At 62.1% G+C, this 14,825-nt stretch carries 14 protein-coding genes and 1 riboswitch; of the genes, 1 reads left to right on the forward strand and 13 read right to left on the reverse strand.

What is annotated here, in order from left to right; all coding sequences use genetic code 11:
* Positions 1-49: 49 nt before the first annotated feature.
* Positions 50-1,054: a low-specificity L-threonine aldolase gene (ltaE, locus tag HBR94_RS25595; protein ID WP_170045737.1), complete on the reverse strand. Its 1,005-nt coding sequence runs from the start codon at positions 1,052-1,054 to the stop codon at positions 50-52.
* Positions 1,055-1,239: 185 nt separating this feature from the next.
* A riboswitch (FMN riboswitch) is annotated at positions 1,240-1,409 on the forward strand.
* Between the two features lie 113 nt (positions 1,410-1,522).
* Between ltaE and HBR94_RS25600 the strand changes: the two genes are divergently transcribed.
* Positions 1,523-2,032, forward strand: coding sequence for a 6,7-dimethyl-8-ribityllumazine synthase (locus HBR94_RS25600; protein ID WP_057960446.1), 510 nt, complete (start codon positions 1,523-1,525; stop codon positions 2,030-2,032).
* A 130-nt stretch (positions 2,033-2,162) separates the two neighbouring features.
* Here HBR94_RS25600 and astE read toward each other — a convergent pair whose 3' ends face one another.
* From astE to HBR94_RS25660, 12 genes are all read right to left on the reverse strand, one after another.
* Positions 2,163-3,167, reverse strand: a complete 1,005-nt coding sequence (gene astE / locus HBR94_RS25605) for a succinylglutamate desuccinylase (protein ID WP_170045738.1) — start codon at positions 3,165-3,167, stop codon at positions 2,163-2,165.
* Between the two features lie 12 nt (positions 3,168-3,179).
* On the reverse strand, positions 3,180-3,470 hold the full coding sequence (locus HBR94_RS25610) for a hypothetical protein (RefSeq protein ID WP_029294458.1): 291 nt from the start codon (positions 3,468-3,470) through the stop codon (positions 3,180-3,182).
* 23 nt (positions 3,471-3,493) lie between these two features.
* Positions 3,494-4,840, reverse strand: coding sequence for an N-succinylarginine dihydrolase (gene astB, locus HBR94_RS25615; RefSeq protein WP_170045739.1), 1,347 nt, complete (start codon positions 4,838-4,840; stop codon positions 3,494-3,496).
* 204 nt (positions 4,841-5,044) lie between these two features.
* The gene (gene astD / locus HBR94_RS25620) at positions 5,045-6,514 is read right to left on the reverse strand and encodes a succinylglutamate-semialdehyde dehydrogenase (protein ID WP_169961313.1); all 1,470 of its coding nucleotides are present in this window, start codon (positions 6,512-6,514) and stop codon (positions 5,045-5,047) included.
* Positions 6,511-7,536 carry an arginine N-succinyltransferase gene (astA, locus tag HBR94_RS25625; protein ID WP_057960449.1) on the reverse strand — a complete coding sequence of 342 codons (1,026 nt, stop codon included), beginning with the start codon at positions 7,534-7,536 and terminating at the stop codon, positions 6,511-6,513. The genes astD and astA overlap by 4 nt, the downstream gene beginning before the upstream one ends.
* A 51-nt stretch (positions 7,537-7,587) precedes the next feature.
* On the reverse strand, positions 7,588-8,607 hold the full coding sequence (gene aruF, locus HBR94_RS25630; protein WP_170045740.1) for an arginine/ornithine succinyltransferase subunit alpha: 1,020 nt from the start codon (positions 8,605-8,607) through the stop codon (positions 7,588-7,590).
* A gap of 194 nt (positions 8,608-8,801) precedes the next feature.
* Positions 8,802-10,022: an aspartate aminotransferase family protein gene (locus HBR94_RS25635; protein ID WP_115128780.1), complete on the reverse strand. Its 1,221-nt coding sequence runs from the start codon at positions 10,020-10,022 to the stop codon at positions 8,802-8,804.
* A 241-nt stretch (positions 10,023-10,263) separates the two neighbouring features.
* The gene (locus HBR94_RS25640; RefSeq protein ID WP_057439714.1) at positions 10,264-11,244 is read right to left on the reverse strand and encodes a GlxA family transcriptional regulator; all 981 of its coding nucleotides are present in this window, start codon (positions 11,242-11,244) and stop codon (positions 10,264-10,266) included.
* A gap of 228 nt (positions 11,245-11,472) precedes the next feature.
* Positions 11,473-12,237 carry an ATP-binding cassette domain-containing protein gene (locus HBR94_RS25645; RefSeq protein ID WP_029294441.1) on the reverse strand — a complete coding sequence of 255 codons (765 nt, stop codon included), beginning with the start codon at positions 12,235-12,237 and terminating at the stop codon, positions 11,473-11,475.
* A gap of 27 nt (positions 12,238-12,264) precedes the next feature.
* Positions 12,265-13,377: a succinylglutamate desuccinylase/aspartoacylase family protein gene (locus HBR94_RS25650; RefSeq protein ID WP_057439715.1), complete on the reverse strand. Its 1,113-nt coding sequence runs from the start codon at positions 13,375-13,377 to the stop codon at positions 12,265-12,267.
* A 1-nt stretch (position 13,378) separates the two neighbouring features.
* On the reverse strand, positions 13,379-14,077 hold the full coding sequence (locus HBR94_RS25655) for an ABC transporter permease (RefSeq protein WP_029294436.1): 699 nt from the start codon (positions 14,075-14,077) through the stop codon (positions 13,379-13,381).
* Positions 14,074-14,763 carry an ABC transporter permease gene (locus tag HBR94_RS25660; RefSeq protein ID WP_029294434.1) on the reverse strand — a complete coding sequence of 230 codons (690 nt, stop codon included), beginning with the start codon at positions 14,761-14,763 and terminating at the stop codon, positions 14,074-14,076. Before HBR94_RS25660 ends, HBR94_RS25655 begins: the two co-directional genes overlap by 4 nt.
* Positions 14,764-14,825: the final 62 nt, after the last annotated feature.

Raw genomic sequence — 14,825 nt, forward strand, 5'->3', positions numbered from 1 at the left:
GTACAGCGTGTTTATACGATAGAAACAGTCAATTAGACGGTCTGCACGGTCATTTCCGGGAAAACTCGACAAATGTCGCCAGCACTTGCTCGATCTGCGCCCGGCTGACGTCCAGGTGCGTGACCATGCGCAGGCGCGGCGCGGCGCTCAACTTGATCCCACGGGCCTCGGCAAACGCCTTCAGGGCCTGGGCCTGCTCGCCGATCTGCACGTAGACCATATTGGTCTGCACCGGCTCCACGCTGTAGCCGGCCTTGCGCAGCTCGTCGCCCAGCCAGTGGGCATTGGCATGGTCGTCGGCCAGGCGCGCCACCTGATGGTCCAGGGCATACAGCCCGGCCGCCGCCAGCGAGCCGGCCTGGCGCATGCCGCCGCCGACCATCTTGCGCAAACGACGGGCCTTGGCGATCAACGCACTGGAGCCACACAGCACCGAGCCAACCGGCGCGCCAAGGCCCTTGGACAGGCACACCGAAACCGAATCGAAATGCTGGGTAATCTCCCGGGCATCCACGCCCAGCTTGACGGCCGCGTTGTACAAGCGCGCGCCGTCCAGGTGCAGGGCCAGGCCGTGCTCACGGGTAAATGCGTGGGCAGCGGCCAGGTAGCTGATGGGCAAGACTTTGCCCTGCATGGTGTTTTCCAAGGCCAACAGCCGGGTGCGGGCGAAGTGGAAGTCGTCCGGCTTGATCGCCTCTGCGACCTGGGCCAGGTCCAGCGAACCGTCGGCCTGCACTTCCAGAGGCTGCGGCTGGATCGAACCCAGCACCGCCGCGCCGCCGCCTTCGTATTTGTAGGTGTGGGCCTGCTGGCCGACGATATATTCCTCGCCCCGCTCGCAGTGGGCCATCAGCGCCAACAGGTTGCTCATGGTGCCGGTAGGCACGAACAGCGCCGCAGCGAAGCCCAGGCGCTTGGCCAGTTCGGCCTCCAGCAGGTTGACGCTGGGGTCTTCACCGTAGACATCATCGCCGCTGGGGGCGTCGGCCATGGCAGCTCGCATGCCAGGGGTGGGTTGGGTCACGGTGTCACTACGAAGATCAATAACCGACATCAAATCTGCCTCTGCGAGTGGGGAATCCCCTGTTGTAACCGATTACTGCGGGCATCACCGGCAAATATCAAGCCGGCTCCTGGATGGAGCTGCCAGCAAACCTGTCGATAGTCGATATTAACAAGCACCCTATGCAGTTTTTCGAAATGTATGGTAAAAACTCTCCGCCGCCAGGGTTCTGGCGGCAACGTTCTCAGGGCGGGGTGCAATTCCCCACCGGCGGTAATTGCGCGCAATGCGCATAGCCCGCGAGCGCTTGGCGCCTCGAACTGCTCACGCGGGACGGCGGCAAGGTCAGCAGACCCGGTGTGATCCCGGGGCCGACGGTCATAGTCCGGATGAAGAGAGAACGGGATTGGCGCCTAAGGGCCGAACGCTGATGGCATGCCTGCATGCCCCAGCCGCTCGCACCCTTAAATCCCATTCGATTCATAACGCCCTGTTTTTTTCATAAACAGGAGTCAGAACATGCAACCCACCGCAATCGACAGCAAGAGCAAGAACCACCACGGTGAGCGCGTCGCGTTTATCCAGGCTTGCTGGCACAAAGATATTGTTGATCAAAGCCGTAAAGGCTTCCTCGCCGAAATGCTCGTCCAGGGCTACCAGGAGTCGGATATCGACTTCTTTGAAGTCGGCGGCGCCTTTGAAATGCCCCTGCACGCCAAGCTGCTGGCCAAGTCCGGCCGTTACGCCGGCATCGTCGCCGCCGCCCTGGTGGTGGACGGCGGGATCTATCGCCATGAGTTCGTCGCGCAATCGGTGGTCAGCGGCCTGATGCAGGTGCAGCTGGAAACCGAAGTGCCGGTGTTCTCGGTGTCCCTCACGCCGCATCATTTCCACGCGGGCAGCGAGCACCACAACTTCTTCTTTGAGCACTTTGTGCACAAGGGCAAGGAAGCCGCGCAGACCTGCGCCGACACCCTGCACAAGATCCGCGCGATCCGTCGCAATGAGCCGCGTGCTGTAGCGGTTTAAGCGACACTGCAAAGCAAATGTGGGAGCGGGCTTGCTCGCGAAAGCGGTGGATCAGTCATACAGGTATTGACTGACACTCCGCCTTCGCGAGCAAGCCCGCTCCCACATTCGACCGAGTCAGTCTCGGGGTTCAGGCCAGGCCAACATCTGTGGTCGGCACAATCAATATCCCCGCCCGCAAGCCATTCTTGACCTTCGGATTGGGGAAGATGATGCGCGCCCCCTCCTCCTCGATCACCCAGCGGGTCTTGGCGATGTCTTCGGCCAGCAGATAGCCCTTCTCCAGCTCTGAAAAGTTCTCCACGTCCGCCGGCAAATGCAGAGTGAAGGCGTCGCTGTGCTTGATGACTTCCCGCGCCACGCTGAACAACTTCAGGCCGTCCAGGCCCTCGGTGGCTGGCTCGTTACCTTCGATGATCTGCTTGAGGCGGGTTTCCAGGCGCGACACATCCACCCCCTGGTTCTGCCCAAATGGCCGGGCCTTGCCCAGCTCCAGGGTGAACGACTCGGCGTCCAGTTGCTCGTAGGTAAACGCGGTGAAGGTGATGGAGGTCTTGTTCTGCAACAGCACCGCCTCCATGCCGGCCGCACGTAAACGGGCCAGTTCGGCGCGTGAGTGCTGACGGCCTTCTTTGAAGGGGTACAGGGCGAACTGTTCGATCTTCGAGCCACGGATGGCCGTGTGCAGGTCGTAGTGCAAGCGGCTACGGCCGGGCACGCTGAAGAAGGTGCGGGCCAACTGCTCAAGCTCGGCGGCACGCATGGCTTCAGGGCCGATGCTTTGTTCGTGACGGCCGTTGAACAGCCGGTTGACGTCCTGCTCGAGATAACGCTCGCCGCGGCGTATGGCCTCGGGGTTGCCGAACAGGAACAGAATACGGGTGCGAGGCTTGATCTCCCCACGGGCGATGCCATGCAACAAGCGGTCGGCCAATTCGATCGGCGCGGTTTCGTTGCCATGGATACCGGACGACAACAGCACATCGGCGCCGTTGTCCCGGGCTTCGGGAGGCCGCACTTCAAGGGCGCCCTCACTGAGCCAGCGCATCTGCACGCCGTCGACAGTCAGTTGAATTTTTTGCGCCGGTTCACGACCGGCGAGGGTCAGTTCAAGCAGTTTGCCGAGGGCGAGCATAGAGCAGCTTCCTTAGTGGTTGCAGCCTGGGCCGTGGACGTGATCGTCGTCATCACCTTCAACGTCGGCCGGTTCCATTTCCAGTTGCAGGCTCATCAGGTTGGTCGCCAGGGGGCGCATCAGCAGGTTGGCGTATTCGGCATCACCCTCTTCCACGTCCACGCCGATCAGCAGTTGGCCACGGCCGTCGTGCTGGATCCAGATTTCCTTGCCCTGCCACACCACGGCGAGGCGGGTGCAGGAGGTTTCCAGCTGGGTGCCGTCGGTGTCTTCAAGGATCAGCTTCAGGGTATCGGTGGTCATAAGTAAGTCTCAGCCGTGGGGCTTTAATTGATCTGGAAAGGATAAACCGAGCCCAGTTTAAGGATTTGCGTCAGTTCATCAAATGCCGTGCGACATTCGAGCAGCAACTGCGGGTCAGCCAGGTCGGTTTCGCGCAGGCTGTCGCGGTAGTGCTTGCCGACCCATTGGGTCAACGTTTCATACAGCGGTGCCGTCATGATAACCCCTGGGTTGACCGCCGCCAGTTCAGCCTCCTTCAGCGCCACGCGCAAACGCAGGCAGGCCGGGCCGCCGCCGTTCTGCATGCTCTGCTTGAGGTCGAAGACTTTCACTTCGCCGATCGGCCCACCGGAACGGGTCAGGCTTTGCAGGTAGTGCCAGACGCGCTCGTTGTTGTGGCACTCTTCGGGCACGATCAACAGCATCGAACCGTCGGCGCGGCTCAGCAACTGGCTGTTGAACAGGTAAGAGCGCACGGCGTCTTCGACGCTGACCAGAGCGCGGGGCACGCAGATCGCCTGGAAGTTGCCGCCAACCTTGCCCAGCTTGGCCTGCAGCTCAGCCAGCATTTGCTCGGTATTGAGGAACGCATCCTCGTGATAGAACAGCACTTCGCCGTTGCCCACCGCGATCACATCGTTGTGGAACACACCGGCATCAATCACGGCCGGGTTCTGCTGGCCGTAGACCACACCGTCATCCTGCAGGCCATGCAAACGGGCAACCGCCTGGGACGCTTCGAGGGTCTGGCGTGCCGGGTACTTTTGCGGCGCCGGGTAACGGGTGTCGAACGCACTGCGCCCAAACACGAAAAACTCCACGCCCGCCTCACCATATTCGCGGCAGAAACGCGTGTGGTTAGCCGCGCCTTCGTCACCGAACTGCGCCACGGCCGGCAACGCGGCGTGGTGGGCGAAGTGCTTCTGGTCAGCAAACATCGCCCCCAGCACGCGGCTGGTGGTCGGGTGTTCGATGCTGCGGTGGTATTTGCAGTTGAGGTTGGCGGCGGTGAAATGCACGCGGCCGTCGGCCGTGTCGGCGCTCGGGCTAACCGTGGCGGCGTTGGCCACCCACATGCTCGATGCGGAACAACTGGCCACCAGTAACGGCATGGCCTGCTTGGCCGCCTGCTGGATCACCTGGGCGTCGCTACCGGCAAAGCCAAGGCGGCGCAAGGCGCCCACATCCGGGCGTTCCTGGGGGGCGAGCACGCCTTGCACAAAGCCCATGTCCATCAGGGCTTTCATTTTCGCCAGGCCCTGCAACGCCGCTTCCTTGGGGTTGGAAGATTGCTGGCTGTTGCTCTGGGACGCGACGTTGCCGTAGGACAAACCGCCGTAGTTATGGGTCGGCCCCACGAGACCGTCAAAATTGACTTCACAGGATTTCATCGGCGAGGCTCCACGAACATCTGTTTTTATAGGCATCAAAGGTCTTCAACACACCACAAATCTGACTCTGCAAACCCGATCAACTGTAGGCGCCGGCGAGTGTAGGAGCTGGCTTGCCTGCGATGGCATCCCCTCAATCTGACTGAAAGATCGAGGTGTCCGCATCGCAGTCAAGCCAGCTCCCACACACGCCAGCTGCCACACTTAGATCAGCGTCACACCCGGAGTCAGCGCGGCCGGCAAGACCAGGCTCGGGGTTTCCAGGGACGCCACCGGGTACGCGCAATAATCCGCCGCGTAATACGCACTGGCGCGATGATTGCCCGATGCCCCTACCCCGCCAAAGGGCGCGGTGCTGGCGGCGCCGGTCAGTTGCTTGTTCCAGTTGACGATACCGGCCCGGCTCTCCAGCCAGAACTGCTGGTAACGCGCCTCGGAGTCCGACAACAGACCGGCGGCCAGGCCGTACTGGGTGTTGTTGGCTTCACTGATCGCCGCTTCAAAATCCGTATAGCGAATGACTTGCAGCAACGGGCCGAACAGCTCTTCGTCCTCGCGCTCGATCACGGCCGTGACGTCGATGATGCCTGGCGTCAGCAAGGCTGCCTGCGCCTGGGGCTGAGTCATTTCCAGCAGCGCCACGGCGCCGTTGGCCAGCATCAGTTCCTGGGCCTCCATCAAGGCCTTGGCCGCCGCCAGGGAGATCACCGAGCCCATGAACGGCGGCGGTTGCTGGTCGTAGGCACCGACGGCAATGGTCGCGCTGACCGCCACCAGGCGCGCCAGCAGTGCATCGCCCCAGGCGCCTTCCGGTACCAGCAGGCGCCGGGCGCAGGTGCAGCGCTGGCCGGCGGAAATAAAGGCCGACTGGATGATGGTATAGACCGCAGCGTCCACATCGGCCACCTGGTCCACCACCAGCGGGTTGTTGCCGCCCATTTCCAGCGCGAGGATCTTGTCCGGGCGCCCGGCGAATTGCTGGTGCAGGTGGTTGCCGGTGCGGCTGGAGCCAGTGAAGAACAGCCCGTCGATACCTGGATTTGAGGCCAGGGCAATCCCGGTCTCGCGCGCGCCTTGCAGCAGGTTCAACACGCCCGCTGGCAGGCCGGCTTCGACCCAGCACTGCACCGTCAGCTCGGCCACTTTAGGGGTCAGCTCGCTCGGTTTGAACAATACGGTATTACCCGCGAGCAAGGCCGGGACGATATGCCCATTGGGCAAGTGGCCAGGGAAGTTGTAAGGGCCGAATACTGCGACCACACCGTGAGGCTTGTGGCGCAATACAGCGGTGGCGTCGCCCAGGGGGCCGCTCTTCTCGCCGGTACGCTCGCGGTAGCTTTGCACCGAGATCGCGATTTTATTGGCCATGCTGGTGACTTCGGTGGCCGATTCCCACAGAGGCTTGCCGGTTTCCTCGCCAATGCAGCGGGCGATTTCATCGGCACGGCTTTTCAGGGTGGCGGCAAAGGTTTCCAGCACACTGATGCGCTCTTGCAGCGGGCGCTTGGCCCAGGCCGGGAACGCTTGGCGTGCGGCCTGCACCGCGGATTCGACCTGCTCGACGCTGGCGCCATTGCCGGCCCAGACCACTTGCTGGGTCACCGGGTTCAGCGACTCAAAGCGTTCACCCTGGCCAGCCAGCCAGCTCCCTGCGATATACAACGCATTCATTATTTCGACTCCCGGGCAGCAGACAACGGTACCGCACGCACTTGATCACCAGCCACCAGTTGCAGGCGCTTGGCGGTCAGCGGATCGACCACCAGCGTGCCGGCAGCCAGGCGCGCCGGTGCGGCGGTGATGCGGCACTCTTCACGTTTACGGTTATGCATCAGGAACGGCGTGGCGTCGTCCCCCGGCGTGCCAATGGCCAGTACCAGCGCCTGGCTGTCGCGCACCGCGCGGATCTTGCTGGTCTCACACTCCACCGCCGGACCTGCGTCGAAGATATCGACGTAACCCTGGTAGCTGAAGCCTTCGCTCTTGAGCATGCTCAAGGCCGGCTCGGTGTCGGGATGAACCTTGCCGATCACGTTGCGGGCGTCCTCGGACAAAAAGCAGGTGTACAGCGGGAACTTGGGCATCAGTTCGGCGATAAACGCCTTGTTGCCCACGCCGGTGAGGTAGTCGGCCTGGCTGAACTCCATCTTGAAGAAGTGCCGGCCCAGGCTTTCCCAGAACGGCGAGCGCCCGGCGTCATTGGACACCCCGCGCATCTCGGCGATGATCTTGTTGCCAAACAGCTGCGGGAACTCGGCGATAAACAGCATCCGCGCCTTGGCCAGCATGCGACCGTTGAGGCCGTTGCGGTAATCGGCATGCAGGAACAGCGAGCACAGCTCGGAGTTGCCCGTCAGGTCGTTGGCCAGGAACAGCGTAGGAATCTCGCGGTAGATATTCAGCTCCTGGGAGGCGCTGACCGTCAGGCCGACCCGGAAGTTGTACCACGGCTCGCGCAGGCCGACGGCGCCGGCAATCGCGGAAATCCCCACCACGCGGCCTTCGTCGTTTTCCAGCACAAACAGGTAGTCGGCATCCCCGCGCCCGGCTTCGCCGCGAAAGGTTTTTTCAGCCCAGCCCACCCGGTGGGTCAGGCGCTCTTCGTTGGCCGGCAAGGTGGTGAGACCGGTGCCAGTGCTGCGCGCCAATTCAATCAGGGCCGGTAAATCGCTGCTGCGTACGGGACGAACGATCATGCTATCTCCTCAAACGGGCCGCTGGCTGCAGCCACCCGCGAAACTCTGCTTTTAAACCGCGACCAGACGCACGCTGGCGCCTTCGCCGACGCCCAGGGCTTCGGCCGCTTCCAGGTCCAGGGTCACGGGCTTGCCCGGCGCGTAGTCCAGTTCGAGCATGACCGCGCGGTAATCCTGCAACTGCGCGTTGCTCACCAGGTACTGGCGGCCGACGCCCTTGACCATCTCGCCGATCTTCACCGGCACCACGCGGCTCTGGGCGATCGAGCGGATGCCCGAGACCCGTGCATGCAGGGTCGGGCCACCGTCGAAGATGTCGATGTAATGGTCGGTTTCAAAGCCTTCGCGCATCAGGATGTCGAAGGTGATCTGCGCACGCGGGTGCACCTGGCCCATGGCTTCCTGGGCTTCGTCGGGCAACAGCGGCACGTAGATTGGGTAGTGCGGCATCAGTTCGGCGAGGAAGGTGCGGCTCTTCAACCCGCACAGGCGCTCGGCGGCAGCATAGTTGAGGTCGAAGAAGTTGCGGCCGATGGCGTCCCAGAACGGCGAGTCACCGTTCTCATCGCTGTAGCCGACAATCTCGGTCACCACCGAATCGGCAAACCGCTCCGGGTGGCTGGCGACAAACAACAGGCGGCCACGGGAGTTGAGTTCCGACCAGGCCGACCCCACCAGCTCCGGCACCACGTAGAAGCTGGTCAGCAAGCTGTTGCCGGTCAGGTCGTGGCACTGGGACAGGACGTGAATCTTGTTGTGGATCTTCAGTTCACGGGAGGCGTGGACGAAGGTCTCGTTGCGAAAGCTGTAGAACGGCTCGGAATAACCGGCCGAGGCGACGATGGCCGAACAGCCCACCAGCTTGTCGGCAACGGTGTCTTCGAGAACAAAGAAATAGCTTTCTTCGCCGTTGAAACTCACTTCGGCGGCGAAGGACGCTTCGCTGGCGGCGATTTTGTCGCTCAGGCGTTCAACGTCATCCGGCAGGGAGGTGACACCAATCGGGCTGTCCGCAGCCAGACGCTGTACCTCGCCCAGATCAGCCATTTGCGCGGGGCGCATCACCAGCATGGTGTCACTCCTTAACTCGAAAACTTCATAAAAAAATGCCGGACACCGAACCTGGAATCACCCAGGTTCCAATGTGGGAGCGGGCTTGCCCGCGATTGCGGTGGGCCAGTCACAACAACGTCGACTGACAGATCGCTATCGCGGGCAAGCCCGCTCCCACATTTGATCCGGTTCGTTAGATAAATGTGTATCTATCAGGCTTGCGTCAGTGTTTTTACAGCACGCTCAAAACGATCCAGCCCTTCGGTGATATCCGCATCTTCCACCACCAGGCTCGGCGCAAAGCGCACCACGTCCGGGCCGGCTTGCAGGATCATCAGGTTTTCTTTCTCGGCCGCGTTGAACACGTCCTTGGCCTTGCCTTTGAAGGCATCGCTCAATACGCAACCGAGCAGCAGGCCCATGCCACGCACCTGGGTGAAGATCCCGTATTGCTGGCCGATCTGCTCCAGGCGGGCCTTGAACAGGTCGTGCTTGGCATTCACGCCGGCCAGCACCTCAGGGGTGTTGATCACGTCGATCACCGCTTCCGCCACCGCGCATGCCAGCGGGTTGCCGCCGTAGGTGGTGCCGTGGGTGCCGACCACCAGGTGCTTGGCCAGGTCTTCACGGGTCAGCATCGCGGCAATCGGGAAACCTCCGCCCAGGCTCTTGGCGCTGGTAAGGATGTCGGGCACCACGCCGTAGTGCTGGTAGGCAAACAGATGGCCGCTGCGGCCCATACCGGTCTGCACTTCGTCGAACACCAGCAGTGCATTGTTGGCGTCACACAGGTCGCGGGCACCTTGCAGGTAGGCCAGCTCGGCCGGCAGCACGCCGCCTTCACCCTGGATCGGCTCCAGCACCACGGCGCAGGTCTTGTCCGACACCGCAGCTTTCAGCGCGTCCAGGTCGTTATAAGGAACGTGGGTGATGCCGGTGATTTTAGGACCGAAGCCATCGGAGTACTTCGACTGGCCACCGACGTTGACGGTAAACAGGGTGCGGCCGTGGAAGCTGTTCAGTGCGGCGATGATCTCGTATTTCTCGCTGCCGAAACGGTCGAACGCCACGCGACGGGCCAGCTTGAAGGCGGCCTCGTTGGCTTCGGCGCCGGAGTTGCAGAAGAACACGCGCTCGGCAAAGGTGGCGTCGATCAGCTTATGGGCCAGGCGCAGGGCCGGCTCATTGGTGAACACGTTAGAGACGTGCCACAGCTTGTTGGCCTGTTCAGTCAGTGCACCGACCAGCGCCGGGTGGGCATGGCCCAGCACGTTTACTGCGATGCCGCCGGCAAAGTCGATCAGCTCGCGACCCGACTGGTCCCACACACGGGAACCTTCGCCACGCACAGGGATAAAGGCGGCAGGGGCATAGTTGGGCACCATGACCTGGTCGAAATCGGCACGTTGCACCGGGGCTTGCTCAACGGACATCGGAGTCTCCTGAAGAGGAACGCCTGCCTGAAACTGGCGGGCGATGCAGGGATTGTAAGGACAGTTTTCAGCGCGGCCTTGCCGCCAAGCGACAACTTCTTATAGCGCCAACCCCCGTTTTACGCGGGTTTACGCCAATGCGACAAATAGCTTCGCAATGGCGCAGTTTAAACAGAAGACAGGCGGTTGCGGCAGTGCCGTGGGAATTTTGCTCAACTGCATGCGCCGGACAAGACGCTGCTCAGCCGCGCTCGGACGGCACCGACGACAACTCGAACGGGCTGCTGCTGCGACGCTGGTTGCGGTCTTCACGCGGGGTGGCGCCGAAGAAGTTGCGGTAGGCGCTGGAGAAGTGCGGCCCCGAGGAGAAGCCGCAGGACAGGCCGATCTGGATGATCGACTTGCTGGTTTGCATCAGCATCTGGCGCGCCTTGTTCAGGCGCAGTTCCAGGTAGTACTGGCTGGGAACGCGGTTGAGGTATTGCTTGAAGATCCGTTCCAGTTGTCGTCGCGACACGCACACATGCTGGGCGATTTCGTCGGTGGTCAGCGGTTCTTCGATATTGGCCTCCATCAGCAACACCGCCTGGGTCAGCTTCGGATGGCTGGAGCCCAGGCGGTTTTGCAGAGGGATGCGCTGGCGCTCGCCGCCTTCACGGATGCGCTCCACCACCAGTTCTTCGGAGACCGCGCCCGCCAGTTCGGCGCCGTGGTCACGGGCCAACACTGCCAGCATCAGGTCGAGAACCGACATGCCGCCACAGGCGCTCAGGCGATCACGATCCCAATCGAACAAATGGCTGGTGGCAATGACCTTGGGAAAACGCTCGGCAAAGTCGTCCTGCCAGCGCCAGTGCACGGCAGCACGATAGCCATCGAGCAACCCCAGTTGCGCCAGGGGATACACCCCTGCCGACAAGCCACCGATCACGCAGCCGGCGCGTACCAGCTGCTTGAGCGCAGAGCCCAGTTGCGAGGCGATCACCGTCGGCGGTTCATCGGCCAGCAGGAACAGCTTCTGGAAACCTTCCAGCTTGCCGGCCCAGGGTTCGCCGGGCAATTTCCACTCACCCTCGACCGGCGGCTCGGCCTGCAGGAATGACACCTCGTAGACCACATCCGGATGCACCCGCTGGGCAACGCGCAAGGCCTCCTCAGCCAGCGCAAGCGTCAGGGCTTTAGTGCTGGGCCAAATCAGGAAACCGATGCGATGGGCTGTCATGGAATGCTATCCGAAACGAAAAACGGGAGTAGAGGCATGGGCCAATGCTAGCCCGTAAGTAAACACAAAACTCAACACAAACAGAGATCTGATGTAGGAGCTGGCTTGCCTGCGACAGCGGCGGGCCAGTCACCTCGCCATCGCAGGCAAGCCCGCCCCCACAGGGAATCGAGGCCAACCTCAAGGCTGCGAAGCATGCACTATTTCAGTGCATAAACGCAGCCCTGTTTACTTCAAGCTGCCGGACAAGAACTGCTGCAACCGCTCGGACTGCGGGTTGACCAGCACTTCACGCGGGTTGCCGCGCTCTTCGACAATGCCTTTGTGCAGGAACACCAACTGGTTCGACACTTCACGGGCAAAGCCCATTTCGTGAGTCACCACCACCATGGTCCGGCCTTCCAGGGCCAGGTCCTGCATGACTTTCAAGACTTCGCCGACCAGCTCCGGGTCGAGGGCCGAAGTCGGCTCGTCAAACAGCATCACCTCAGGCTCCATCGCCAGCGCCCGGGCAATTGCCACGCGCTGCTGCTCGCCACCGGACATATGGCCGGGGAAGGCGTCCTTGCGGTGGGCCACGCCCACTTTGGCCAGGTAGTGCTCGGCCTTTTCGCGGGCGTCTTTTTTCGACATGCCCAGCACGTGTACCGGGGCTTCCATGACGTTTTCCAGGGCGGTCATGTGCGACCACAGGTTGAAATGCTGGAACACCATGGACAGGCGCGAACGCATGCGCTGCAACTGCTTGGGGTCGGCGGCCTTCATCGCGCCGTCCTTGTTGGCCACCAGCTTCAGCTCTTCGTTATTGAGCAGGATCTTGCCGGCGTGAGGCTGCTCCAGCAGGTTGATGCAGCGCAAAAAGGTACTTTTGCCCGAGCCACTGGACCCGATGATGCTGATCACATCACCGGCCGCGGCGGCCAAGGACACGCCTTTGAGCACTTCATGACTGCCATAGCGTTTATGCAGGTCTTGGACTTCAAGTTTGTACATGCGGTCGGTTCTCACAAAAACAGTTGGTCAGTCGTTGAGCAAGCGCCCGTGACGCAGCGCTTCGCGCCCCGCCACCTTGGCCAGCCAGAAACCCGCTTGGGCATAACGTAGCCGTTCAACGGCAAACAACACCCCCGACGTACCGGCACAGACAATGCTGACGCGGTCGGCCAAAGGATCAATCACTTCAAAAATCGGTTCGCCGGTTTCCACCCAGTCACCGGCTTTACGCAGGTAACTGATCACCCCGGCGTGGGGTGCGAACAGCAATTCGGTGCCTTCAAAGGGCACCCCTTCACACGGCTCATGTTGCGGCGCCGGCCACTCACCCTTGATCAGGCCCTGCTCGGCGAGGAACGCGAGGATGCCTTCGGCGTGAAAAATCGCCTCATCCCGACCGGTGTCGGCCTGACCGCCCAGCTCCAGGGTGGTTGCCAGGCAAGCCAGGGGGATCTGCGCCTCGGGGAACGCCCGCGACAAACGCAGCCACGGCAACGAGCAGGCTTCATCAAACGAGCTGCCGCCGGAGTCTTCCGCCAACAGGCCGACCTTCACATTCAAATGCGCCGACAACGAACGCCACTGCGGCCAGTGCTGGGGCAGCGCGTACATGTGCAGCGCAGCTTCGGCATCGCAGTGCAGGTCGAGGACCACATCGGCGGTGCAGGCATGGCTCAGCAAGACCCGCTGCATGCCTTGCAACTGGCTGCTCGGCTCGGGCAATGCATTGAGCGCATCGCTCATCGCCTGGCGGATCATGCGCACGTTGGCGTGAGGATCGTCGCCCAGCCGGCCTTCCAGCAGGGCCGCCACCGGCGCGCTCAACTCGACGAAATCACGGTTGAAGTTCTTGCCGCTGCCAATCTCGAAACGCCCCTGGTGGCTGCCTTGCAGCAACTGCCCGAGGCCCATCGGGTTGGCCACCGGCACCAGTTCGATCACCCCGTTGAGCGCACCCTGCTGCTCCAGCTCAAGCAGGCGCTTTTTCAGCTCCCAGGCCGCGCGCATCCCCGGCAACTCATCGGCGTGCAGGCTGGCCTGCAGATACGCCTTGCGCTCGCCGTGGCCGAAGCGGAACACCGTCAGTTGGCGCTCGCAGCCCAGGTGCCCCCAGGGCAATACGTGGTCGATGCGTTCCATATCAGTGCTTCCGTGGAGCCAGGTAGCTCAACCAGCGACGCTCGGCCAGCTTGAACAGGCGCACCAGGATGAACGTCAGGCACAGGTAGAACAGGCCCGCGGTGATATAGGCTTCGAACGGCAGGTAGTACTGGGCGTTCACCGTGCGCGCGGCACCGGTGATGTCGATCAGGGTAACGATGGAGGCCAGGCTGGTGGTCTGCAACATCATGATCACTTCATTGCTGTACTGCGGCAGTGCCCGGCGCAGGGCCGAGGGCAGCAGGATGCGGCGGTACAGCTTGTAGCGCGACATGCCCATGGCCTTGGCGGCTTCGATCTCGCCATGGGGCGTGGCCTTGAGGCTGCCGGCGATGATTTCTGCGGTGTAGGCACTGGTATTGATGGCAAAGGCCAGGCAGGCGCAGAAGGTTGCGCTGGACAGCCACGGCCAGAGGAAGCTCTCGCGTACCGCTTCGAACTGGGCCAGGCCGTAGTAGATCAGGAACAGCTGCACCAGCATCGGCGTGCCGCGGATCACATAGGTGTAGAGCCAGGCCGCGCCATTGACCAGCGGCTGCTTGGACACCCGCATCAGGCCCAGGGGCACGGCGGCGAGCAGGCCGAAGAACAGCGAGATCAGCAGCAGTTTGAGGGTGGTCAGCAAGCCGCCAAGGTACAGCGGCATGGCCTCCCAGATGACGTTGTAGTCGAAGATCATAGATCAGCCGCCTTTACGCCTACCGAGTAGCGCTTCTCAAGGTAACGCAGGGCCAGCAACGAGACGCTGGTGATCACCAGGTACATCGCCGCCACCGCGAGGAAGAAGGTAAAAGGTTCGCGGGTGGCATCCGCCGCCTGCTTGGCCTTGAACATCATGTCTTGCAGGCCCACCACCGAAATCAGTGCAGTGGCCTTGGTCAATACCAGCCAGTTGTTGGTAAAACCGGGGATTGCCAGCCGGATCATCTGCGGCACCATCACCCGGAAAAACACCTGGAACGGGCTCATGCCATAAGCCATGCCCGCCTCGGCCTGCCCCTTGGGGATGGCCATGAAGGCGCCACGGAAGGTTTCCGAGAGGTAGGCGCCAAAGATGAAACCCAGGGTGCCGATACCGGCGGCCAAGGGGTTCAAGTCAATATAGTCGTCGTAGCCCAGTAGCGGCGCGACGCGATTGAGCAGGTCCTGACCACCGTAGAAAATCAGCAGGATCAGCACCAGGTCGGGGATCCCGCGGATCACCGTGGAATACAGGTCGCCCAGCCACGCCAGCCAGCGGACCGGCGACAGGCGTAGTGCAACCCCAATCAGACCCAGAACAATGGCCAAGGCCATGGACGACAAGGCGAGCTGAAGCGTCAACCATGCGCCATCGAGGATAACGGCCCCGTAGCCTTTCAACATGATTCAGGTCCTCGAAAAGGCGGATGAAAAAATGGCGCAAACTTCAGAGACCCTGGTGCTTG

The organism is Pseudomonas sp. WS 5412 (assembly GCF_012985615.1).
GTDB classification, from domain to species: Bacteria; Pseudomonadota; Gammaproteobacteria; order Pseudomonadales; family Pseudomonadaceae; genus Aquipseudomonas; species Aquipseudomonas shahriarae.